At 60.5% G+C, this 21,630-nt stretch carries 21 protein-coding genes; 3 read left to right on the top strand and 18 right to left on the bottom strand.

Features of this window, described 5'->3' with window-relative positions; all coding sequences use genetic code 11:
- Nucleotides 1-66: 66 nt before the first annotated feature.
- The 15 genes from H7698_RS13140 to H7698_RS13070 all read right to left on the bottom strand — a co-directional run bounded on the left by H7698_RS13140 (nucleotide 67) and on the right by H7698_RS13070 (nucleotide 14,241).
- Nucleotides 67-792 (bottom strand): class I SAM-dependent methyltransferase, encoded by a 726-nt coding sequence (locus H7698_RS13140; RefSeq protein ID WP_194691646.1) that lies wholly within the window; start codon nucleotides 790-792, stop codon nucleotides 67-69.
- Nucleotides 789-2,036, bottom strand: coding sequence for an NAD(P)/FAD-dependent oxidoreductase (locus H7698_RS13135; RefSeq protein ID WP_194691645.1), 1,248 nt, complete (start codon nucleotides 2,034-2,036; stop codon nucleotides 789-791). The genes H7698_RS13140 and H7698_RS13135 overlap by 4 nt, the downstream gene beginning before the upstream one ends.
- Complete coding sequence (locus H7698_RS13130; protein WP_194691644.1) at nucleotides 2,023-3,180, bottom strand: sodium:proton antiporter; 1,158 nt, start codon at nucleotides 3,178-3,180, stop codon at nucleotides 2,023-2,025. Before H7698_RS13130 ends, H7698_RS13135 begins: the two co-directional genes overlap by 14 nt.
- Nucleotides 3,180-5,522 carry an MMPL family transporter gene (locus H7698_RS13125; RefSeq protein ID WP_194691643.1) on the bottom strand — a complete coding sequence of 781 codons (2,343 nt, stop codon included), beginning with the start codon at nucleotides 5,520-5,522 and terminating at the stop codon, nucleotides 3,180-3,182. The genes H7698_RS13130 and H7698_RS13125 overlap by 1 nt, the downstream gene beginning before the upstream one ends.
- Nucleotides 5,506-6,090, bottom strand: coding sequence for an outer membrane lipoprotein carrier protein LolA (locus tag H7698_RS13120; protein ID WP_235992825.1), 585 nt, complete (start codon nucleotides 6,088-6,090; stop codon nucleotides 5,506-5,508). Before H7698_RS13120 ends, H7698_RS13125 begins: the two co-directional genes overlap by 17 nt.
- A 155-nt stretch (nucleotides 6,091-6,245) precedes the next feature.
- Complete coding sequence (locus H7698_RS13115; RefSeq protein WP_194691642.1) at nucleotides 6,246-6,671, bottom strand: acyl-CoA thioesterase; 426 nt, start codon at nucleotides 6,669-6,671, stop codon at nucleotides 6,246-6,248.
- Entirely contained in the window at nucleotides 6,664-8,208 is a 1,545-nt protein-coding gene (locus tag H7698_RS13110; RefSeq protein WP_194691641.1) for an HAL/PAL/TAL family ammonia-lyase, read from the bottom strand. The genes H7698_RS13115 and H7698_RS13110 overlap by 8 nt, the downstream gene beginning before the upstream one ends.
- Entirely contained in the window at nucleotides 8,189-9,130 is a 942-nt protein-coding gene (locus H7698_RS13105; RefSeq protein WP_194691640.1) for an LpxL/LpxP family acyltransferase, read from the bottom strand. The genes H7698_RS13110 and H7698_RS13105 overlap by 20 nt, the downstream gene beginning before the upstream one ends.
- Nucleotides 9,127-9,861 (bottom strand): glycosyltransferase family 2 protein, encoded by a 735-nt coding sequence (locus tag H7698_RS13100; protein ID WP_194691639.1) that lies wholly within the window; start codon nucleotides 9,859-9,861, stop codon nucleotides 9,127-9,129. Before H7698_RS13100 ends, H7698_RS13105 begins: the two co-directional genes overlap by 4 nt.
- Nucleotides 9,862-10,007: 146 nt before the next feature.
- On the bottom strand, nucleotides 10,008-11,687 hold the full coding sequence (locus H7698_RS13095) for an acyl-CoA synthetase family protein (RefSeq protein WP_194691638.1): 1,680 nt from the start codon (nucleotides 11,685-11,687) through the stop codon (nucleotides 10,008-10,010).
- Nucleotides 11,684-12,229, bottom strand: coding sequence for a hypothetical protein (locus H7698_RS13090; protein ID WP_194691637.1), 546 nt, complete (start codon nucleotides 12,227-12,229; stop codon nucleotides 11,684-11,686). The genes H7698_RS13095 and H7698_RS13090 overlap by 4 nt, the downstream gene beginning before the upstream one ends.
- Nucleotides 12,226-12,480, bottom strand: coding sequence for an acyl carrier protein (locus H7698_RS13085; protein ID WP_194691636.1), 255 nt, complete (start codon nucleotides 12,478-12,480; stop codon nucleotides 12,226-12,228). Before H7698_RS13085 ends, H7698_RS13090 begins: the two co-directional genes overlap by 4 nt.
- A gap of 9 nt (nucleotides 12,481-12,489) precedes the next feature.
- Nucleotides 12,490-12,750, bottom strand: a complete 261-nt coding sequence (locus tag H7698_RS13080) for a phosphopantetheine-binding protein (RefSeq protein ID WP_122841506.1) — start codon at nucleotides 12,748-12,750, stop codon at nucleotides 12,490-12,492.
- Entirely contained in the window at nucleotides 12,731-13,540 is an 810-nt protein-coding gene (locus H7698_RS13075) for a lysophospholipid acyltransferase family protein (RefSeq protein WP_194691635.1), read from the bottom strand. The genes H7698_RS13080 and H7698_RS13075 overlap by 20 nt, the downstream gene beginning before the upstream one ends.
- Complete coding sequence (locus H7698_RS13070) at nucleotides 13,516-14,241, bottom strand: beta-ketoacyl synthase chain length factor (protein ID WP_162439886.1); 726 nt, start codon at nucleotides 14,239-14,241, stop codon at nucleotides 13,516-13,518. Before H7698_RS13070 ends, H7698_RS13075 begins: the two co-directional genes overlap by 25 nt.
- Before the next feature lie 263 nt (nucleotides 14,242-14,504).
- On the opposite strand from H7698_RS13070, the gene H7698_RS13065 reads away from it, so the two are divergent.
- On the top strand, nucleotides 14,505-15,275 hold the full coding sequence (locus tag H7698_RS13065) for a ParA family protein (protein ID WP_194691634.1): 771 nt from the start codon (nucleotides 14,505-14,507) through the stop codon (nucleotides 15,273-15,275).
- 130 nt (nucleotides 15,276-15,405) lie between these two features.
- On the opposite strand, the gene trxC is transcribed toward H7698_RS13065, so the two are convergent.
- Nucleotides 15,406-15,840 (bottom strand): thioredoxin TrxC, encoded by a 435-nt coding sequence (trxC, locus tag H7698_RS13060; protein WP_194691633.1) that lies wholly within the window; start codon nucleotides 15,838-15,840, stop codon nucleotides 15,406-15,408.
- Nucleotides 15,841-16,034: 194 nt separating this feature from the next.
- On the opposite strand from trxC, the gene H7698_RS13055 reads away from it, so the two are divergent.
- Nucleotides 16,035-16,331 carry a type II toxin-antitoxin system HigB family toxin gene (locus H7698_RS13055; RefSeq protein WP_194691632.1) on the top strand — a complete coding sequence of 99 codons (297 nt, stop codon included), beginning with the start codon at nucleotides 16,035-16,037 and terminating at the stop codon, nucleotides 16,329-16,331.
- The gene (locus tag H7698_RS13050) at nucleotides 16,328-16,729 is read left to right on the top strand and encodes a helix-turn-helix domain-containing protein (protein WP_194691631.1); all 402 of its coding nucleotides are present in this window, start codon (nucleotides 16,328-16,330) and stop codon (nucleotides 16,727-16,729) included. Before H7698_RS13055 ends, H7698_RS13050 begins: the two co-directional genes overlap by 4 nt.
- A gap of 6 nt (nucleotides 16,730-16,735) precedes the next feature.
- Here the strand turns inward: H7698_RS13050 and selO are convergent, their stop codons facing one another.
- Nucleotides 16,736-18,199, bottom strand: a complete 1,464-nt coding sequence (gene selO, locus H7698_RS13045) for a protein adenylyltransferase SelO (protein ID WP_194691630.1) — start codon at nucleotides 18,197-18,199, stop codon at nucleotides 16,736-16,738.
- Between the two features lie 48 nt (nucleotides 18,200-18,247).
- A complete protein-coding gene (mscK, locus tag H7698_RS13040) occupies nucleotides 18,248-21,598 on the bottom strand; it encodes a mechanosensitive channel MscK (RefSeq protein ID WP_194691629.1) in 3,351 nt (1,116 codons plus the stop codon).
- Nucleotides 21,599-21,630: the final 32 nt, after the last annotated feature.

Raw genomic sequence — 21,630 nt, 5'->3', positions numbered from 1 at the left:
TCAGGTTGCCTGAGCCACCGCAATCGCGCGCAGGCTCACTCCCACAGAATTTGACGACAGTGAACATCACAGTGCTCTCTCAAGCGGTTTGCGGGCCACCACATTGACCAGGGTTTCTTCCCGCTGGCCAAAGGGCTTTGGCTGACGCAAGCCGAAGCGTTCAAGCAAACCGAAATCCCTGGCGCGGCTCCACCACAGGTACGGGTACGAAACGTTCTGCGGACTGAATTCGAAACCCTGTTGGCGGATCATCTGCAGATACCCGGCAGCGCTTTTCTGCACGTGCATCGGATGACGAAACAACCAGCGGATCACCCACGTATCAATGTAAGCCTCGGTGGACTCGGCGAACAGCAGATAACCACCCGGCTTGAGCACCCGGTAGAACTCGGCCAGGGCTTCGTCTTGTTCGACCAGATGGTGGAACGTCTGGTGGCAAAACAGCAGGTCAACGCTGTCATCCGGCACGTTGATGCGGGCGCAGTCGCTGCCGATCAACTCCACGTCCATCCCCTGACGGGCCGCTTCTTCACGGCTAAGGAGCAAGCTGTGTGGGTCGGCGTCCAGACCGATCAATCGCTGAGGCGAAAAGCGCTGGTGCAAGTACTGGAACGACTTGCCCTGACCGCAACCGGCATCCAGCAACACGGGATTGCACGGCAGCGCTTCAGTGAACAGGTTGCGCAAGTCATTGATGGCGACTCGCAACACATGGTGCTGCCAGGTATGGCTGCGCAGGAACCAGAAGCCGAAGCGGGTTTCCTCGACGTAGTTGTCGCTCAGGTAACTCATGTCGCATCCCTTGCACAGAGCTCCGACAGCATGCGCAGTCGGCGTTTGGGTTCGGCAACGAACGGGTTGCGCACGTCCCAGGCATAGCCCGCGAGGATCGCGCTGATCATGCGGCGGATATCGGGGGAGCTGTCCGGGTGGTAAATCACGTCCTGGAAAGTCCCGGCGTACCAGCCTTCGACGTAGCAGCGGAACGTGTCCACGCCACGCTTGAGCGGTTCGGCAAATTCGGTCTGCCAGTCGACGCTTTCGCCTTGCAGTTGGCGGTGCAGAACGGCGGCGGCCATGCTCGCCGAACGCATGGCGATGGTCACGCCGGAGGAGAAGACCGGATCAAGGAATTCCGCCGCATTACCCAACAGCGCAAAGCCCGGGCCGTGCAGGGTTTTGACGTTGGCGGAGTAACCGCCGATGGTGCGCGCCGGCGTATCCCACACGGCATTGTTCAGCACGCCGGACAGGCTAGGGGTTTCAGCGATGAATCCGCGCAGGCAGTCGTCGAGATTATCGGCGCGACCTTCGAAATGTTCCGCCGCCGCGACCACGCCTACCGAGCATCGGCCATTGCTGAAGGGGATGGTCCAGAACCAGATGTCCCGTTGGGTCGGGTGGGTGGTGACGAGGATTTTCGTACGGTCGAAAGACGGGTTGTCGATATGGTCTTCGACGTGGGTGAACACGGCCTGGCGCACCGGAAAATTCGAGGGCGCTTCGAGGTCGAGCAAGCGCGGCAGGACGCGGCCGTAACCACTGGCATCGAGCATGAACCCGGCTTCGATCTGGTACTCGCTGCCGTCTTCTCGCTGCACACCGAGCAGGGGGTTTGGCCGGTCGATATCAACGCTGACAATGGCTTCGCCGTAGCGGACTTCCACGCCTTGCAACGCGGCCTGATCCGCCAGCAGCTTGTCGAAATCGGCGCGCTGTACCTGGAAGGTGGTGGGCTTGCCGTTGCTGAAGGTGTCACCAAAATCAAAGGCGCTGTACTGCTCGCCCCAGGCGAAGGCGGCGCCGGTTTTCAGCTGGAACCCGGCGGCGTTCACTGCCTCGAGCATGCCGGCTTCTTCGACGAAATCCAGGCAGTGGGACAGCAGGCTTTCGCCGATGGAAAATCTCGGGAAATGCTGGCGCTCGATCATCAGCACATCGTGCCCCTTGCGCTTGAGCAGCGCGGCGGCGATTGCGCCCGACGGGCCTGCACCGATGACAACAACCTGGCGACGTTCCATTTCAACTGTTGGCATGGGGATTCCTTGTCGGGGCGGCGATGTTCATGGGGGTTCGGTGCATACCGGCCAGTGCCGGCAGCAGTGTCGCAATCAGGCCCATCAGCATCAGCGCAAAGTACAGCGCCGGGCTGATGAGTTGTTGTTGCAACAGCAGGTTGAGAAAGACGATCTCACTCAAACCGCGAATGTTCAGCAGGATACTTTCGCGCCAGCGGCTGGCGCCTTCGAACGATGCACCAGCCCAGCCCAGGCCGAGCCAGTTGCCCAGCAGTTTACTGGCAATCGGCAACAGCAGCAGTGCACTCAGTTGCAGTCCGCTGAGGCTGTCCATGGCGCTGTGGACGTTGATCTGCACGATACCGAACGTGAGGATCAGCGGGATCGCAATGTACGTCTGCAGGCGACTCATCCACAGGGCCGGCAGCGGCAGAATCAGCGGCACTTTCAATGCCGCCATGCACAACAGATAACCGATGCCGAGAATCAGCGCGTTAAGCCTGTAGTGTTCCGCGACCACCAGCAGGGCGAAGAAGCAGCCACTGTGCAGCAACGGTTGGCGCAGCCTGAGCAGACGCAGCAGCAACGGCAGGCACGCCCCGGCGAGTGGCAGCAACAGGCTGCTCAGGTGCAGGCTGCCCTGGGCGATGGCGAACAGGGTCCAGCACGTGAGGTCGATCAGGATCGCGGTTTGCACCAGTCGCCGAGTGGCGGCAGTCGGGTAGTTGATGTGCCGCAGGTACAGGTACAACACCGGGATCGCGGTAATGGCGAACAGCAAACCGACCGCCAGTGAACTGATCCACGGTTGCGCCGGCAGCAGCCAAGCGGCCGTCGCCAGTCCGCAGGCGAACGGAATGCAGAAACTCGGCAGAGCGATTTTCAGGCTCTGGCGATCAAGGCGCAGGTCGATCACATCACTGAGGATGTGTCCCAGCAGCAGGGCAAAACTCAGGCTGTAGAGATTTTTCAACCAGGTGGGCGAGATCAGTTGAGCGCCGCTCAACTGCCAGCCCGGCTCGATCCAGAAGTACATCAACAGCGGCAAGCCGAGGGTCGCCAGGAGCAATTGGCTGACGATCGGGATCAGGCCGGAGTGGCGCCCGACACGAGTGGCCACGGCGAACAGCGCCAGGGCCATTGCCCAAAACCCGAGGATCATCACGCTGCCCGCTCCGCAACCACAACCGCATGGTTTTGGCGCCCGGCCCACGGCGCCAGCATGAAGCTGAAGGCCAGGCCCAGGCTCACCGAGAGGCCAAAGTTGCTGACGGCAGGGGTGCTCGAAACCGCGAGTAAACCGAACGACAGCCAGGTGGTCAGCGCTGCCAGCAAGGTGCCCAGCAGGCTCACGGCAGCGCCGCCGACCTGCTCGCGCATGAGGATCGCGTAATCGACACTGATCGCCGTCACCAGCAGCAGGCCGAACAGGCTGAACAACGTCAGCGGTTGTCCCAGCCAGCCCAGACTGGCCAGGCTACACAGTGCGGCCAGCAACGGCAGGGCGACGATGCGCAGGGCACCGCCGAGGCCGAACGGCAGGATCAGCACCAGCACGATCAACACGCAGGAGGCGAGTTTCAATTCAGCGGCGCTGATCTGGGTGGCGGCAAACACCGAATTCAGTTCACCGAGGCGATCGACCAGTTCCACTCCCGGCAAGTCCCTCGCCTGAATTTGCAGCAGCGCAGGGTTGTTCAGACCTTGCAGGCTGACCATGGCCGCCACACCGCCGTCATCGGTCGGGCCCAGCCAGAGTGGGCGATAAGGCTCCGCCAAGGGGCCGGCCAGTGCCGCGTCGATGTCCTGAGTGGGCAAAGCCTGCAGCTTCGTCACTTCGGCGTGCAGCGCTTCGGCCGGCACACCGAGGTCGAGCAGTGGCTGCCAGAATTGCGCCAGTTTTTGCAGCGCTTTGCGCACCTGCAACTGCTCGCTTGGCTGACTGACCAATTGATTGAGCGAGAGGTAGCCCTGAAGTTTTTCCAGGTTGACCAGTTGATCCAGGCGGTCGCTCAGCGCGGTTTGCCGTTCGAGTAATTCCTCTTGATTGGTCGCCCGCACCAGGAAGAATTGACTGGTGGGTTGATAGCCGGTGATGCGCGCAATGGCTTGAGCTTCATCGGTCAATTGCTGCGGTGCGCCGACCCATTGGCGAATATCGTTCTTGCTGTCGAGCTTCAACAGACCGCCCACGCAGAAGGCGATCAGCAAGGCCAGCAGCACCGGCGTGCTGGCATGTTTGAGCAATGCCTCGCGCAGCTTCAGCAAGTATTCGGAGACTGTCAGCGGCCATTGCGCCGGTCGCAGATCCACGCCCTTGAACAGCGCAGGTAACAGGCACACCGCAGACAGGTAAGCGCCAAGCAGCCCGGCGGCAGAGAACACGGCGATCTGGGTCAGGGCCGGAAAGGGCGTCCAGGCCAGGGCGAGATAGCCGATGCAGCTGGTGATCAGGCTCAGCGTCAGGCCGGGCAACGTCAGGCGCAAGGCCGGCCAACTGTGCCAGGGTTTCAGGCTCCAGCTCTTGGACAGGTAATGCAGCGGGTAGTCGACGGCAACGCCGATCAGGCTCGAACCCAGCACCAGCGTCATGACATGCATATGACCGAACAACGCGACGCACGCGACTGCGCCGAACAGCATGCCCACCAGTACCGGGACGAACGCGAGCACAACGCGCCAGCGTCGGAAGGCCAGCAACAGCAACAGCAAAATCCCGACCGTCGCGCCGCCGCCCACCCAGGTCATCTCGCGGGTGGCTTGCTGCTGTCCGTTGGCGGCGTACAGCAGGCCACTGGCGGCGAGTAGTTGCACGTCGGCCTGCGCAGCTTTTTCACGACTGGTCTGGAGCAGGTCGGCCACTTGCAACGGCAGCTTCATGTCGAAGGCGTTGCCGGTGGTGCGTGCACGCAGCAACACCCAACTTTTGCCGTCGGCGTCGGCAATCAGCGCGCCGCTGCCGATGTCCAGCTGCACTGCGCCGTGCTGCGGCTGGCTGTTCTGGATGCGTCCGGTCAGGCCGAGCCAGTCATCCTGGCTCGGCACCAGCGTGAAGCCAGTGAAAGGGTCGAACAGCGCTTGTACGCGCTGTTGGATGAACGCGTCGGGGTGCTCGATCAGCTGTTGCCGATCCTCTGCGGAAAGCATTGCCAATCGACCTTGCAACAGTTGCGTGCGCAATGCCGGCAGGTCGGCTTGCAGGTTCCACTGGACCTTTTCGAACAGGCCGCTGGCCTGCCACTGCTCCCCGAGTTTCTGCGCCATCGCGACGGCTTGCTGGCGATCGGTATGGCCGACCAGCACCAGCATTTCCCGGTTGAGCGGTTCTTGCATGCGTTGTTCGGCGCGCAGTTCCAATGCGTCCGGGGCGGTGCCCGGCACCAGCTCCATGAGGTTGGCCGACAGCGGGGGGCCGTCACGCCATTGCCAACCAGCGAGCGCTAGCACCGCCAGCAGCAGGATCAGAAAGAACGTGGGGAGCCTGCGTTCACTCGGCAAAGTCATGCTGCTCCGCTTCGGTTAACGGTTGTGCGCTGGTGCTGTCCTGCATGCGCAGCAGCGTGCTGTCGCCCTGGGTTTCCAGCAGTTCGATGCTGTGCACCAATTCACCCCCGGTGATGTTGATCTGGTTGAACACCTGCTTGAGCAACATCGAGCGGGGGATCAAGGTCAGCTTCCAGTCCTGTGCATCGCCGCTCAGCGACAGCTCGAAATCCCGGGTCAGTCCGCTGCTGTCACCTTGCAAGACGGCGAGGAACAAACGGTTCTGCTCGGCGCCGGCACTTTTGCCCGGTAGCAGTTGCCAACCGTTGGCATCACGTCGTGAGATGCCTTTGTCGTTGATGCGGTAATCCTGTTGCAGCGGCGTTTTCAGTAACCACAGCAGGCCCTGATTTTTTGCGAGAACGAACGTGCCCTTGCTGGTCAACGGTTGAGGCAGGGCGCGCAGGTGTTTTTCCTGAATGAAATGGCCGTGGATCACATCGGGTTTGGCCAGTTGATTGCTGAGTTGTTGCAGATCAAACGCCTGTGCCGCCGACACACCCAACATTAAAACCAAGCCCGCCACCATTCTGTAGCAGCTGCCGAGCCCGCGAGGCTGCGTTCGGCGGCGAAGCCGTCGTGAAACCTGAGCATGCGGTATCTCGCCGGGCGTCTGCTTAGGTCGAGCGCGACCCCGGAGCCGACGCAGGCTTCGCCAGCTGCTACAGAGGATCGTCAGCAGGTTCATGGAAGCATCCTTTCGACTGCGTCGGTGAAGACCTTGGGCGATGCGAGTTGCATCTCACGGCTGTCCATGTCGACAGCGACTTGCACGGACACGGCGCGGGTCAGGCGTTCGCCGGTGTCCAGGTCGCTGATCAGGTAGTTGATCTTCAGGCGGTTCTCCCATTCCACCAGATTGGCCCGAACATTCAGCTTCTGGCCGAACACGGCGCCGCGTACGTAACGCAGTTGCAGGTCGATCACCGGCCAGGCATAGCCAGATTCGACCATGGCGGTGTAGTTGTGGCCGATCTTGTCGAGCAACGCGCAGCGGGCGACTTCAAGGTATTTGACGTAATGGCCATGCCAGACGACGTGCATGGTGTCGACGTCGAAAAATGGCACCTGGATTTCCGTATCGATGTGAAGCACGCCCTTGCTACGCATGAAGCCTCCAGTGTTGTTCGGCGATACGCTTGAGGCACAGACGCAATTCGCCTTCCAGTGCCCGGTCTTCGATGACCGGCGGGAAGTCCTTGCCCAGGGCTTCGTGCATGGCCGCCAGGGCCGGTGGCAAAGGACGCGCGTCCTCGGCTTTGCTGCGCAACCAGACGCCTTGGTTGGCGGCCAGCAGCGTGGCGGCGGCGACCTGTTCGGTCAGCTCCAACACACGGATGGCGTCGCGCGCCGCGATGGTGCCCATGCTCACCTTGTCCTGGTTGTGACACTCGGTGGAGCGCGAAAACACACTGGCGGGCATAGTGTTTTTCAGCGCTTCGGCGGTCCAGGCGCTGGTGCCGATCTGCACCGCCTTGAAGCCGTGGTTGAGCATCGCGCGATCAGCGCTGGCGCCGGACAGATTGCTTGGCAGGCCGTGGTTGTAACGCTCGTCCACCAGGAGTGCCAGTTGGCGATCCAGCAGATCGGCGACGTTGGCGACCAGGTTCTTCAGGCTGTCCATCGCGAAGGCAATGTGACCGCCGTAAAAGTGCCCGCCGTGCAGCACACGCTCGGCTTCGGCGTCGATGATCGGGTTGTCATTGGCGCTGTTGAGCTCGATTTCGATGAAGGAGCGCAGCCAGTTAAGACTGTCGGCCAGCACGCCGAGAACGTGCGGCGCACAACGCAGGGAATAGCGGTCCTGCAGGCGATGCAGCGGTGCAGTCGGCGCGTCGATTGCCAGGTCCTTGCGCAGCCAGGCGGCCACTTGCATCTGCCCGGGATGAGGCTTGGCGGCGAACAGGCGCTCGTCGAAGTGCTCCGGATTGCCTTGCAGCGCAACCACGTTCAGCGCCGTGATGCGCGTGGCGAGTTGCAACAGGTAATCGGCGCGGGCATAGGCCAGGCAAGCGAGACCGGTCATGACGGCGGTGCCGTTCATCAGCGCCAGCGCTTCCTTGGGACGCAGCACCAACGGCTCCCAGCCGAGTTCGTCATGCACATCAGCGGCCTGTCGACGTTCGCCACGGAACATCACCTCGCGTTCTCCCGATAACGTCGCGGCAACATAGGACAACGGCGTCAGATCCCCGCTGGCGCCTACCGAACCTTCCTCGGGAATCAGCGGCAGGATGTCGTGTTCGATGAACGCCTGGAGGCGTTCCAGCAGTTCCACGCGAACCCCGGACACTCCTTGGCACAACGACTGCAAACGCGCCGCGAGTACCGCACGAGTCGCCTGGGCGTCGAGCAGTTTGCCCAGGCCGCAGCCGTGGAACGTGTACAGATGGCGGGGCAGCGCCTCGACGTGATGCAGCGGCACCGCCACCACGCAAGAGTCGCCATAACCGGTGGTGACACCGTAGATCACGCCTTCCTTGTCCAGCAGGGAATCCAGGAACTGCGCGCCCTTGGCGATACGCCGACGGAACTCGGGGTCGCCTTGCAATTGCGTCGACGCCTGACGGTTGGCCAGGACCAGCACGTCTTCGATGGACAAAGGGAGTTCGCCGAAAGTTACCGGCTCAAGCGTTGGCGTCGTCATCGGTCTTCCAGAAAGGGTAAAAGTTGAACCATTGTTGAGGGGCTTCGAGGCAATAGTGACCCAAGCGTTCGGCGTAGCGGGTCGCCCACTGATGAATGACCTGCTCGCGCTCACTTCGTTTCCAGGCCACGGCGTCGGTGAACGGTTCGAGGGTCAGTCGATAATCGCCGGTGGGTTTCTTGAGGCACAGCAACAGATTGACCGGGCACTTGAGCAGGCCCGCCAGCAGCCAAGGCCCTTGGGGGAACGCCGCGGGATGGCCGAGAAAATCCACCGTGACGCTTCGCCCGCCGTGCAGCGGCACGCGGTCGCCGGCAATCGCCAGCCATTCGCCGCGCTCCAGGCGCTCATGCAGTTGCAGCATGATCACCGGGTTCAGCTCGCTGACCTGGATCAGGCGCAGGTTGGTCGCCCCGGCTTCGCCCAGCAAACGGTTGAATTGTTCGGCGTGCTTGGTGTGCACCAGCACGTTCATGGTGACCTTTTCGCCGATCTCGGCAAGCGCGCGGCAGACTTCGAGGTTGCCCAAATGTGCGCCCACCAGCATCTGCCCGCGAGTACCGCGTAGCTGATTGCGCAGCAGCGCCGGGTCGATGATTTCGATCTGCTCGATGCTCAGTTTGCCGTTCCACACGTCGAGCTTGTCGAGCATCGAATCGGCAAACGCCATGAACTGACCGAACACCCGCCAATGGGTCGGGCGCAGTTCGCTGCGGCCACTCCAGTCGGCGAGGCGCTGCTGGTATTGCCAGGCGCTTTTACGAGCGCTGCGGCCGAACAGGAAAAAGTACAGGACGATGCCGTACAGCAGCGGGCTGAGCAACCGCCGGCCCAGCACTTTGGCGCAGACGGCGGTGAATTTCATCAGCCAGAAACTGCCCCGTTCCTCGCGGTCGGCCCAGTGCTCGTTGTCGACGCTCATGCTCGCCACCGCCGCCAGAGAATCACCGGCGCCCGCAGCAACATGCCGAAGAACAGGCGTGTGTGCATGCTCGAAATCAGCACGTTGTCGTGGAAAAGGCGGAAATGCGAAACGCCGTCCAGCGGGTAATGAACCTTGGTGGGCAACCAGTGCATGGGCTGGTTGCGCCAGGCCAGTCGCACGAGAATGTCCGAGTCGAAATCCATGCGTTTGCCAATTTTTGCCGAATTGATCAGCGCCAGGGTCGGTGGCACTGGATAAACGCGGAAGCCGCACATGGAGTCGCGTATCTGCAACGACAGCGTGTTGATCCAGACCATCACATGAGTCAGGTAACGGGCATACAAGCGACCTTTTGGCACGCTGGCGTCGTATTGCGGATAACCGCAGATGACTGCCTCGGGATGCGCGCGCGATTGCTCGATGAAAACACTCACATCCAGCAGGTCGTGTTGACCATCGGCGTCCACCTGCAAGGCGTGGCTGAAACCCAGGCGGGAAGCCTCGCGCAGACCGGTCATGACCGCGCCGCCCTTGCCCTGGTTAGCGGTGAGGCGGATCAGAAAGACGTTTTCGCGCCGGGCCAGGTGGTCGAGCACTTTTGCGCAGACTGGATCGCTGGCATCGTCAACCAGAATGCAGGGCAAACCGCTGCCGAGCACCGCATCGACCACGGCGGTGATGGCGGTTTCGTGGTTGTAGACGGGGATGATGGCGCAGGGCTTATGCATGAAGATTCACACCCCTGTAGCAGCTGGCGAAGCCTGCGTCCGGCCGCGAAGCGGTCGTTGAGGGTTTTTTGGAGTGAATGGGCGGGCCAAGGCGAGAGCTTCGCACTCGGACGCAGCCTTCGGCAGCTGCTGCAGGGGATCGTACATTACCCAACATTGGCCTCCAGCAAAATCCGCCCGCTTGAACAGGTCGCGGTCTCGTTGCGATAGGCGAAATACAACTTGCTGCGTACCGGGTCGAAGCGCAGATGCAGTTGCACTTCATCCCCAGGACGCACCAGTTGCTGAAACTTCAGGACTTCCATGCCGGCAAATTTTTCCGGCAGGTTCATCAGTTGCTGACCAAAGCTTAACGCCCAATCCACCTGCACCACGCCCGGTAACACGGGCGTCTGCGGGAAATGACCACTGAAGAAGGCGAGGTCCGGTGGCACCGCCAGTTGCAGGCTCCACTCACCCTCGACCTCAACCTGTTCGAGCACCTCCGGTGTTTTCGGACGCGGCGCCAACAGCAATGCTTCGACCTGGGCTTGCGGCAGCTTGCCCTGCGCGTTCAGCGGCAGTTGTCGCAAAAGACGCCACCGTCGCGGCAGCGCCAGGGTTTCGCAGTGCTGGCTAAGGTGCTGACGCAGTGCTTCAGTGAGTGTGCGCCGGCCTTGATTGCGCAAGGCATGCAGGCCGGACTCGCTCAGCACCAGCAGCGCGCCCAATGAGGCGCGGTTTTCCTGCACGACGCCAAGGCGCGCTTCAGCCACCCAGCCGTGTGCCATCAGGGCGTGTTCGAGCATCGGAAGCGAGATACGCTTTTCTTCCAGTTTGACGATTCGGTCCAGCCGCCCCAGCAATTCGAATCGGCCGTCGGCAGCGATTCGCGCAGCATCCGCAGTGTGTTCGGTATGACCGGGTGGCAGATAAGGCGAAGCGACAAGCAGCGCGCCGTCGCTGTCCTGGCTCAGCTCGACACCGGTAAAGGGTCGCCACAGGTCATCTGCCTGACGCCAGGCAATACCCCCCGTTTCCGAGCTGCCGAGAATTTCTGTCGGCCACTGTTGCAAGCGCTGATGCAAACGTTGCGCGGCCTCGGCCGGTAAGGCGCCGCCGGATGAGAACACCCGACGCACCGCGCTCAAGGCTGGCCAGTCGAGGTTGTCGCCCATACGCTTGAGCAGCGCCGGGCTGGCGACCCAGGCGAAGGTGCCCTGTTCGCGGCTGGCGCGTTGCAGGTCCTCCGGGAAGGCCAGTTGCGTGCGCACGAACGGGCGTGCGGCGCACAGCGGCCACAGCACCCTGAACAGCAATCCATAAATATGCTGGGTGGCGACGCTCGAGATGATGCAAGCCTCGCCCAGGTCCTCGCCCCAGAGCGCTTCCAGCGCTTGGACTTCATTGGCCAGTTGACGAAGGGTTTTCTCGATCCGCTTGGGTTCACCGCTGGAACCGGAGGTACACACGCTCAACCGACAAAGGTCCAGATCCAGTTCGGCAGGGGGCATTGGCGGATGTTGATAATCGGTCAGGTGCCCATCGTCTGCCAGATCGGTCAGCCACAGGTCGACGTCGCTCGACCAGCGCTGGCGCGTCTGGGGTTGCAGATCGGCAGGCAGCAGCACGCTGACACCGGCGCGCCAGGCACCGAGCAGGGCAATGGCCAGATCCGCTGCGTCTTCAAAATGCACGGCGACGCGCTGCACGCCTTGCTCTTTCAGGCCGGCGGCCAGACTCAATGCCTGTGCGCACAGGTGCGCGTGATTCAGTACCGGGTCGGCCGTCACCACGCGTTCCGGTTGAGCCTTGAGCAGCAGATGCTCAAGTTTTATCCAATTCATGGGTGGCCTCGTACCCGTTGGCGTATCAGCCATTCAATGGCAAACAGCAGCCCCATCAACCCGTAGGAGATCAGGCCGGTGTACAACATCCACCAACTCAGCGGAGCCCAGAGGGTCAGGGCGGCGGCCAGCAAACCGTTACACAGAAAAAATACGCTCCAGGCGATGGTCACCTGGCGGGTATAAACAATGGCCTTGGCCGGCAGATGCGGCTCACGCAGGCGAGCCAGGCGTTCGACCATCGGCGTACCGAATTTCAGGCTCAGACCAAACAGGCCGAGCATGAATGCGCTGATCAGCACCGGGTACCAGCGCAGCAACAGCGGGCTGTCGAACACCGCCAGTAACAGGCAAAACGTTATCGCGGTGATCGCCATCCACACGCTGCCTGGCTTGCGTGACCCCAATAGCGCCCGCGCCAGCCACAAGCTGCCCAGTAGCAAACCAAATTGCCACGGGGCGAAATGCTCCATGCCGAAATACACCGCGAAAGGGTACAGCAGGCCCGCCAGCAGCAGGCCCAGGCCGATCAATCGGCTCATGCGGCGGGTTCAACCAGGCGGTAAATCGCCTCGACCACGTCGCTGACGGTACGCACCGATTTGAATTCCTCGGCGGCGATTTTCTTGCCGGTTTGACGCTTGATGTGATCGATCAGGTCGACGGCATCGATACTGTCGATTTCCAGGTCCTGGTACAGATTGGATTCGAGGCTCACGCGCTCGGGGTCCAGCTCGAAGAGTTCGACCAAGGCATCGCGCAAGGTGTTGAATATGTCGTCACGAGTTTGCATGGTCCGGTCTCAAGCTGCCTGTTTTGCGGTGACGAACGCCGCAAGGCTCGCCACGTTACTGAAGTGATTGCGCGTGTCCTTCGCATCGGCATCGATTTTGATGCCGTACTTTTTCTGGATCGCCAGGCCGAGTTCAAGCGCGTCTACAGAGTCCAGGCCCAGGCCTTCACCGAACAGTGTCTGGTCGTCGCCGATATCTTGTGCGCTGATGTCTTCGAGGCCCAGGGCGTCAATGATCAGTTGTTTGATTTCACGGTGTAGATCGCTCATCTTCGGCGAGCTCCTTAATGTAGTAAGAATGCAAAAAATCGTTGAGCTTCCGTGAGGCCTGGGGCGCCGGGCCACACGCGGCGAAGGCTTGTGGGTCTATATCGGCCCCGACGTGGAAACTGAAGTGCACGCGGCGTTTCGGAATGCGATACCAGGGCTCGGCCTTGGTGAGCGTCGTGGGGCTGACTTTAATGGTCACCGGAGTGAGGATTTTCGCACCGCGCAGCGCGATTGCCGCGGCCCCCCGATGAAAGGCCGGTGGTTTACCGGGCTGGGTGCGAGTGCCTTCGGGAAAGATGATCAGGGTCTGGCCGCTTTTCAGCGCATCGGCGGCGGCATCGAGCATGTCCATGCTGCCGTCGTTACTGATGTAGTCGGTGCTGCGCAGGGGGCCACGGGTGAAGGGATTTTCCCACAGGCTTTTTTTGACCACGCAGTTGGCATGGGGCACAAGGCCGATCAGAAACACTACGTCGATCAGAGACGGGTGATTGGCCACGATCATCTGCCCTGGCCGGCCGAGCTTTTCGGCGCCCTGAATGTTGTAGGTCAGCACGCCGGAGCGGGCCATGAACCGCACAAAAAACCAGAAGCAGCGACTGACGGTTTTCCTTGCCCGCAGCCTGTGGGTCTGGGTATCACCAGGCAGGCAGTTCAGGATCGGGAAAACCACCAGGCGCAGGCACAGCCCGCCCAACCCGAAGAGGGTGAAGCTGGCGGCGGTTGCCAGCAGACGCCAGTAATAGGCGTCGCGGGCTTTCTCGGTTACTGGTTGCGTTGCCAGGTCCATACACGATTTTTCCAGGCATGTTGGCAGGTGGTCTGCTGGCCGAGCAGGGTACGCAAGAGATTCAGTGCGTGAGGCCAGTGGGGTTTGGACAATGCTTGTGGGGTGCTGTTCAGGGACAGCTGCCAATCTTTACCGGGTGTGAGTAGCAGGCCCAGCGCATACGGGAACGGCACATCGTCAATCCAGGTCGAGTAGGCTTCGGGCGGTTGCTCTTCGGTGACCACCACCAGCACCGCGGTCGCGCCTTCTTCAAGCAGCGCCGCCGCCTCTAGCATGCCGTGTTCCAGCCCGTCGCCGGCCGCCGCGAGCGCGGTCATTTCACTGGTTTCACCCCGCATGATCGACCAGAGACCGATTATCGCGTTGTGAACAGAGAGGCTGAACTGGGTCGGTGAAAGAGGCTGATCAGCGGCCAGTTCACTCAAGATGTCGAAGGTGCGTGGGGTTTCGCCGTGTCGGGAAATAAAGACCAGCGGTAAATCCTTCAGACCATCGGCCAACGGCCAGCCAACACTGAAAGCCATCCGCGCCAGACGGCTGAGTCGGCGACGCTGCATCGCGGGTAGAAAAGAGACGTCGGGGGCTGCATCGCTGCTCGGCAGCACGACCGGATCGCGGCTCCAGGCCTGCCAGTCGTCCACACTTTCGAGCCCAGGGGCCCAAGCGCGCCATTGGGCGATGTTGAAATTGATCACAGACATTCATCCCGCCCCTGGGGCTTTTTTGACGCAGTGAGTCACGAACCAGCGACATGCCTTGCGTGGCGCCAGGCGCCGAGTGGCGCGCATTATCCCGGTGCGGCGGGCGCGTAGCAAATGCTGGTTACATTTTGCTCAACAAAATGTACCGGTTGGTCCGGGAAAAGATGTCGTTTGGCCAGCATTCATATTGCGACGGAGGAGGTAGCTAAGCGGCGTGGTAGACCACTACACTCGGTCATTCTTTGATACACGGAGGTTTTGACATGCGTCGCGTGGTGTTTAATCAAAAAGGTGGCGTAGGCAAATCCAGCATTGCCTGCAATCTGGCGGCGGTCAGCGCCAGTGAAGGCTATCGCACCCTATTGGTGGATCTCGATGCCCAGGCAAACTCCACTCAGTACCTGACAGGTCTTACCGGTAATGACATCCCGATGGGCATTGCCGATTTCTTCAAGCAGACCCTGTCTTCCGGGCCGTTCTCGAAGAAAAACAGGGTCGATATCTACGAAACCCCTTTCGATAATCTCCATGTCATCACCGCCACTGCCGAGCTGGCCGACTTGCAGCCCAAACTTGAGGCGAAACACAAGATCAACAAGCTGCGCAAACTGCTCGACGAATTGTCCGAAGATTACGACCGGATCTATCTCGATACGCCGCCAGCACTGAATTTCTATGCGGTTTCGGCATTGATCGCAGCCGATCGCGTGTTGATACCGTTCGATTGCGACAGTTTTTCGCGCCAGGCACTGTACGGTTTGCTGGCTGAGATCGAAGAGCTGAAGGAAGACCATAACGAGGGGCTGGAAGTAGAGGGCATCGTCGTTAACCAGTTTCAGGCCCGGGCCAGCCTGCCGCAGCAAATTCTCGACGAGTTGATTGCGGAAGGATTGCCGGTGCTGCCTGTTTACCTGGGGACGTCGGTGCGCATGCGCGAATCCCATCAGGCCAATACGCCGCTGATTCATCTCGATCCTCGGCACAAGCTGACCCAGCAATTTGTCGAGTTGCATAACCTTCTCGAAAACGCCTGATTTACCGAGAACACAGAACCCATGTGGGAGCGAGCCTGCTCGCGATTGAGGTGTAACAGTCAACAACGATGTTGGATGTTACGGCCCTAGCGCGAGCAGGCTCGCCCCCACATTTGAATGTGCCGTGATTTTAAATCCCCTGGCTACGCAACCAGCTCATTAGCTGTGGCAGCGGAAACGCTCCGCTCTGGCGGGCCACTTCCCGGCCGTTCTTGAACAAAATCAGGCTCGGAATCGAGCGAATCCCCAACTGCACCGACAACGCCTGGTTAGCTTCGCTGTCCAGCTTGGCCAGTCGACATTTGCCCGCCAGTTGCACAGCCGCCTGCTCGAACACCGGCGCAAATGACTTGCACGGCCCGCACCAGTCCGCCCACACGTCCACCAGCAGCGGCAGATCACCCTTGATCTGACTGGCGTAATCGCCTTGCTTCAATTCGAACGGCTTGTTCAACAACACCTCGGCCTTGCAGCGGCCGCATTTAGGGTGGTCGTTGAGGCGTTCGGCGGGGATGCGGTTCAGTCCGTTGCAGTGGGGGCAGGGGATGAGGAGAGGGTCGGTCATAAGAAGGTTCCAGTTGAGAAGCTGATTCTTCTTATTTGGAGACGTTTGCTTATATTTTCAATCGTTCCAATTAGCGCAGCGAATCTACGCTGGGAGGATGCCAACCGGCCATTGGTCTGCTTATCGGTATCGCAACTTGCGATATTTTCTCCCTGTGGTTAACTCATCCATAGCAAAATGCGATAAGGAATTGCATGCGTGTCTTCTCAGAAAAACGGATTCGCGACTCAAAGGAAAAATGGCCAAACTCAGCGAGTGCGCTTGATCACTGGTTTCGACTGATCAGGCGAAACAACCCTTGTGATTTTGCTGCTATGAAATCGCTGTTTCCCGCGACCGACAAGGTTGGGGAGTTACACGTATTCGATATCGGAGGAAACAAGCTGCGCTTGATTGCATATGTTCGATACCAGCACCAGAAGCTCTACATCAAGCATGTGCTGGATCATCGCGAATATGACCGAGGGAAATGGAAAGAGGGCAGAGAGTGAGTGTACTGATCAAACAGGCAGCGGAGCATTGGGAGTTCGTATCGCCATTGCTGCAGAAGCCGAAAAACGAAGACGGCTATGACAGACTGGTGCTTGCGCTCGATGAGTTGCTTGAAATAACCGGCGATGATGAGTCGCACCCACTCATGAGCCTTGTCGACATCATCGGCGACTGGATTGAGGAGTGGGATCACACGCACCACCCCATGGCCGAGGCGAGCGGTGCCGAGGTTCTCGGATACATGATGCGCGAGCATGGCCTGACTCAGAGCGACCTACCGGGTGTAGGTACGCAATCGGTCGTTTCGGAAATACTGAGCGGCAAGCGCCAGCTCAACCTGCGGCAGATCCGCTGGTTGGCCGAGCGCTTTGGGGTGTCGGTGGAAACCTTTATCTGACAAACCTCAGGACGAACAACTGATCTCCAGATGCTTGCCCCACTCCGGCGGCCGTTCGGTGTAACGTTCCATCCCCGGTTGTTCCTCGAACGGCTTGCTCAGCACCGCATGCAAGCGGCGAACCTCTGAGTAATCGCCGCCCTCTGCCGCATCGATGGCTTTCTGCGCCAGATAGTTGCGCAGGATGTAGAGCGGGTTCACAGCGTGCATCCGTTCGCGGCGCTGCGGCTGGTCAATCTCTCCTTCACGAGCCACCCGGGCCACATAGCGCTCGGCCCATGCATCGAAGCCTTTGATGTCGACGAAGTCATCGCGCAGTCGGGCGACGGCCAGTTGCGGTGCTTCGTCGCCCAGGCGACGGAAGAACAGGCTGTAGTCGACGCCGCTGTTCTGCATCAGCTGCAGCAGCTGTTCGAGCAGTTTCTGGTCATCGTCTTCGGCGGTGGTGAGGCCGAGGCGACGGCGCATCAGGTCCAGGTAATGGGCCTGATACAGCGGCAGGTACAAGCCCAGTGTTTCGCGCAGGGCTTCGACGCTGATGAACGGTGTCAGTGCCTGGGCAAGGGCGCTGAGGTTCCACTGGCCGATCGGCACCTGGTTGCTGAAGGAATAGCGGCCCTGATCATCAGAGTGGTTGCAGATGAAGTTGGCGTCGAAGTCATCGAGGAATGCGAACGGACCGAAGTCGAAGGTGATGCCCAGGATCGACATGTTGTCGGTGTTCATCACGCCGTGGCAGAAACCATAGGCTTGCCATTTGGCGATCAGCTCGGCATTGCGCTCGACGATTTCCCGGAACATCGCCAGGTACGGCTCTGGTTGTTCGAGGCATTCCGCGAAGTGCATGGCCAGGACGTGCTGGCCCAGTTCGTTCTGCTGCTCGGGGCGCTTGGTGTAGTAGAAATATTCGAAATGTCCGAAACGGATATGGCTCGGCGCCAGGCGCAAGACCATGGCCGCGCGCTCCTGTTTCTCGCGCCAGACCGGGGTGTCTGAACCGATCACGCACAGCGCCCGGGTGGTCGGAATGTTCAGGGCGTTCAGCGCTTCAGACGCCAGAAACTCGCGGATCGACGAGCGCAATACCGCCCGTCCATCACCCATGCGCGAGAAGGGCGTCTGACCGGCGCCTTTCAGGTGCAAATCCCAGTGTTCCCCGGCTTCGTTGTAGACCTCACCCAGCAGCAACCCGCGACCGTCGCCCAATTGGGGGTTGTAGGAGCCAAACTGGTGACCGGAATAGACCATCGCCCTCGGCACCGCGTCCGCCCAGAGCTTGTGGCCGCTGAACAACTCGGCGAACTCCGGGGTGTCGGCCACGGCCGGTTCGAGATCGAGCAGCGCCATGGCAGCAGGGCTGGCCACCACCAGTCGAGGGTTGTCGATGGGTTCAGGCAGCACATGGGCGCTAAAGGCATCGCCCAGGCGGGCGACGCGGTTATCGAAGGTCAGTTCGTCGAGGGCTTTCACCGGCCATCTCCAGCAGAATGTCCGAGCATTCTGCTAGGGATAAGCGGGTTAGTCGAGCTTGGCGGCAGGAGGTTCTTGCGGCGGTTTGCCATCGACCAGCGGCACGATGGTTTTGGTTTCCGGCTCGATCGGCACCATTTTGTATTCCTGGCCGTGAAGGTTCTTGAGGTAAACCTCCATCTGCCGGAACGAGATGTTGATGTGCTGCTTTTTGAACTCGCGATTGATGAAGCGGTTGACCTCGTCGAGTACCGGGTTACGGTCACCGAGGTCCCGCACGTGCATGCGCAGCTCATGGTCGAGCGTGCTTTCGCCGAAGTTCAGGAAATACACGTGGGGTTCCGGATCTTTCAGGACGCGCGGGTTTTCCCTGGCGGCCTTGAGCAGCAGCTCTTTGACCAGGTCCAGGTCCGAGCCGTAATCGACGCCGAGCTTGAGCGTGACACGGGTGATGGTGTCGGTCAGGGACCAGTTGATCAATTGCCCGGTGATGAACGTCTTGTTCGGGACAATGATGTCCTTGCGGTCGAAGTCGGTGATGGTCGTGGCGCGAATACGTATCTTGCTCACGGTGCCCGACAGGTTGCCGATGGTGATCGTGTCGCCGATCCGCACCGGGCGTTCGAACAGGATCATGATCCCGGAGATGAAGTTCGCAAAGATCTCCTGCATCCCGAAACCAAGCCCCACCGACAGCGCCGCTACCAGCCATTGCAACTTGTCCCAGCTGACGCCGAGGGTCGACAGGGTGGTAACGAAGCCGATGCCGGCGATCACATAGGACAGCAAAGTAGTCGTGGCGTAGGCGCTGCCCTGGGCGAGGTTCAGCTTGGACAGCACCAGAACCTCCAGAAGCCCCGGCAAGTTGCGCGCAAGGGCGAAGGTGATGCCGATGATGATCAGCGCCCCGAGCATGTCGCCGATGCTGATCGGCACCATGCTCATGTTGGCGCCGGTGCCGCTGGTGTATTCGTAGAGGGTAATGTTGTCCAGGTACGAAAACACCGAGATCAGGTCCGACCAGACCCAATACAGCGCGGCCATGAACCCACCGAGCAGCGCCAGGCGGATCAGGCGCAAGGACTGTTCGTTGACCTTTTCGATGTCCAGCGTCGGCTCTTCAATCACCGCTTCGCCATCGCCGGCCTCTTTGGCGGCCTGGCGTTTGGCCAAGGCACGCTGATAGGCCAGGCGTCGGGCTGCAACGCTGAGGCCGCGGACGAAGGTCGCTTCGATCACCAGCCAGAACATCAGCAGGTAAAGGGTGTTGATCAGCCGATCGCTGAGTTTCAGCGCGGTGTAGTAGTAGCCGAAGCACACCGCCACGAACAACGCTATCGGCAACGCCGTGAACATGATCCCCACAGCCTTGCGGAACAGTGAGGCATTCTCGTGAGTCGGGCTGCTGATCAGCAGACGGCTGAGCAGCCAGGCCATCAGCGCATAACAGGTGAGCACCACCGGCATGCCGAGCACGTCATCCGCCAGCGCCGCCGGTTGCAACTCGGCAACCGCCACTACGGCAACCAGCGCCATCACTACCAGCCCGAGTCGGCGGACCCAGCCTTGCAGGAATTCGACCTGGGGCTTTTCCCAACGGAAATGCAGCTCTGCCACGCCACCCGGCGCGAGAATCCGGTAGGCGGTGTAGAACACCAGCCAGGCCTGCGCCATTTGCAACAGTGCCGCGCCCATGTTGGCGTTTTGCCCGCGAGCATCGATCTGCAAGGCCAGGCCACATAAGGCGAGGGCGAGGGAAACCGGCATCGCCAGCAGGATATTGATCAGGATCGCCTGCGGCGTGTGCAACTGACTGTCACGCTTGAAGTGACCGATGTCCTGGTGAACCTTGTTCAGGCGGGCATATAGGCTCTTGCGACGCCACAGCAGCGCGCCGATCAACAACGCCAGCGGCAGGAACAGCAGCGGTCGCTGGGTCAGACCGTCGTACAGCTCGTTTACGCTGGAGGCCCAGGGCAGGGTCGTGACCTGACGCTGCAGGCGCTCCGGCACGCTGTGCATCCACTCGAAATCCAGCGGTTTGTTGCTGGGGATCCAGAACATCTGCTCGTCGAGGGTTGCGCGCAAGCTCTGCGCGGTACTCAGCAGTTGTTTCTGATTAAGTTGCAGCGTGATGGATTCATTGAGCACTGCGCTCAATTCGCGGTTCAAACGCTCCAGCAAATCGGCGCGGGTGTTGGCCAGTTCCATCAGGCTCTTGCGCAGTTGCGGGGTGACTTGCTCCGGAGGTTGAGTCGCCAGCAAGTTGTCAACGTAAGTGGCGGGATTGCTTAACAGCTCGCGTTGCTGGCTGACATCGAACTGATACAGGCGAATGTCGGCGATCTGGTCCGCAAGGTCGCGGTCGAGCTTGAGGCGCGGCAGGGCCTGTTTCTGTTTGTAGAGAATCTTGGAGAGCAGCAAGCTGCCTTTGAGCACATTGATCTGCTCGTCCAGCGCCGAATCGCTCTGGGTGACGCTGTCGAGTTGCTGCTTGGTTTGCAGGTTTTGCTGGGTGACGATGTTGAGGCGATCGGTACTTTTGAGCAGGTAGTCGGACAGCTTCAGGTTGATCGAGCTTTCAGTGGCCAGCAGGCTGCTGCCGCCGGCCTTCTGGGCTTCGATGGACTGCTGCGTGACCGTCTCTTGGGACTGGGCCAGGCGCTTCTGGTTGATCAGGTTCTGCAGTTCCTGGATCTCTTGATCCAGACGATCGGATTTCTCTGTGAGCAAGTCATGCTGGCTGTTCCCCAGGTCCTGCAACTGGCTGTTGCCGGCCAGTTCCTGGCGTCGCAGCGGGATCAGGGCATTGAGGGCGGCAAGCTCGGCATTGAGCTGGTCGCGCTGCTCGCCGCTCAGGGCCTTGCCGTTGTCCTTGCCGGCCTTGAGGGTGTTGTTGATCTGCTGGATGCGCGTCTGGCTGGCGGAGATTTCCGCCTGGGCGCGCTCGGGACGGGTTTGGGCCGTGATGACCAGGCTGTTGGCATCGGCCAATGCCTTTTGCAGATCGCTTTGCTGGGTAGAGCGCTCGGTGAGCATCTGCTCAAGTTGCTGAATCGACAGGTTGGCGAAGCGTTGCTCCACCGGCAGCACCTTGGTGCCCTTCAACCGGGTCAGTTCACGCTGATTCTCGATGTTCTGCTTGGGGGCGGTCGCCAGTTGCTGCTTGAGATCGATCAGCTTCTGCTCGTAATCACGCTTATTGTTTAGCTGGGTCAGCGTGTTTTGCAGGATGCTTTGCAGGGCTTTCTGATCGGCTTCCGGCAGTTTGCGATCGGCGATCTTGTCCAGGCTTGCTTGCACGGCTTCGCTGGAAGGTGGTTCGGCGGCTTGCAACGTACCGACCGTGAGGCTCAAGCCCAGCAGGGCCATGAAGAAATAGGTGCGCAGGGTTGACATAGAGACCGATCGAAAGCTGGCGAAGTAGGGAG

It is taken from the genome of Pseudomonas sp. p50(2008) (assembly GCF_015351605.1).
Taxonomy (GTDB): domain Bacteria; phylum Pseudomonadota; class Gammaproteobacteria; order Pseudomonadales; family Pseudomonadaceae; genus Aquipseudomonas.
Note: the sequence above shows the minus strand (reverse complement) of the source record. Positions and strands in the feature narration are given on the sequence as shown.

What these genes read in the sequence shown, in the direction of transcription:
- H7698_RS13095 (WP_194691638.1), bottom strand. Translation starts at nt 11,687, where the DNA reads ATGAATTGGATAAAACTTGAGCATCTGCTGCTCAAGGCTCAACCGGAA.
- H7698_RS13130 (WP_194691644.1), bottom strand. Translation starts at nt 3,180, where the DNA reads ATGATCCTCGGGTTTTGGGCAATGGCCCTGGCGCTGTTCGCCGTGGCC.
- H7698_RS13065 (WP_194691634.1), top strand. Translation starts at nt 14,505, where the DNA reads ATGCGTCGCGTGGTGTTTAATCAAAAAGGTGGCGTAGGCAAATCCAGC.
- H7698_RS13100 (WP_194691639.1), bottom strand. Translation starts at nt 9,861, where the DNA reads ATGCATAAGCCCTGCGCCATCATCCCCGTCTACAACCACGAAACCGCC.
- mscK (WP_194691629.1), bottom strand. Translation starts at nt 21,598, where the DNA reads ATGTCAACCCTGCGCACCTATTTCTTCATGGCCCTGCTGGGCTTGAGC.
- H7698_RS13115 (WP_194691642.1), bottom strand. Translation starts at nt 6,671, where the DNA reads ATGCGTAGCAAGGGCGTGCTTCACATCGATACGGAAATCCAGGTGCCA.
- H7698_RS13140 (WP_194691646.1), bottom strand. Translation starts at nt 792, where the DNA reads ATGAGTTACCTGAGCGACAACTACGTCGAGGAAACCCGCTTCGGCTTC.
- trxC (WP_194691633.1), bottom strand. Translation starts at nt 15,840, where the DNA reads ATGACCGACCCTCTCCTCATCCCCTGCCCCCACTGCAACGGACTGAAC.
- H7698_RS13125 (WP_194691643.1), bottom strand. Translation starts at nt 5,522, where the DNA reads ATGACTTTGCCGAGTGAACGCAGGCTCCCCACGTTCTTTCTGATCCTG.
- H7698_RS13135 (WP_194691645.1), bottom strand. Translation starts at nt 2,036, where the DNA reads ATGCCAACAGTTGAAATGGAACGTCGCCAGGTTGTTGTCATCGGTGCA.
- H7698_RS13120 (WP_235992825.1), bottom strand. Translation starts at nt 6,090, where the DNA reads ATGGTGGCGGGCTTGGTTTTAATGTTGGGTGTGTCGGCGGCACAGGCG.
- H7698_RS13105 (WP_194691640.1), bottom strand. Translation starts at nt 9,130, where the DNA reads ATGAGCGTCGACAACGAGCACTGGGCCGACCGCGAGGAACGGGGCAGT.
- H7698_RS13055 (WP_194691632.1), top strand. Translation starts at nt 16,035, where the DNA reads ATGCGTGTCTTCTCAGAAAAACGGATTCGCGACTCAAAGGAAAAATGG.
- H7698_RS13090 (WP_194691637.1), bottom strand. Translation starts at nt 12,229, where the DNA reads ATGAGCCGATTGATCGGCCTGGGCCTGCTGCTGGCGGGCCTGCTGTAC.
- H7698_RS13080 (WP_122841506.1), bottom strand. Translation starts at nt 12,750, where the DNA reads ATGAGCGATCTACACCGTGAAATCAAACAACTGATCATTGACGCCCTG.
- H7698_RS13075 (WP_194691635.1), bottom strand. Translation starts at nt 13,540, where the DNA reads ATGGACCTGGCAACGCAACCAGTAACCGAGAAAGCCCGCGACGCCTAT.
- H7698_RS13110 (WP_194691641.1), bottom strand. Translation starts at nt 8,208, where the DNA reads ATGACGACGCCAACGCTTGAGCCGGTAACTTTCGGCGAACTCCCTTTG.
- H7698_RS13070 (WP_162439886.1), bottom strand. Translation starts at nt 14,241, where the DNA reads ATGTCTGTGATCAATTTCAACATCGCCCAATGGCGCGCTTGGGCCCCT.
- H7698_RS13085 (WP_194691636.1), bottom strand. Translation starts at nt 12,480, where the DNA reads ATGCAAACTCGTGACGACATATTCAACACCTTGCGCGATGCCTTGGTC.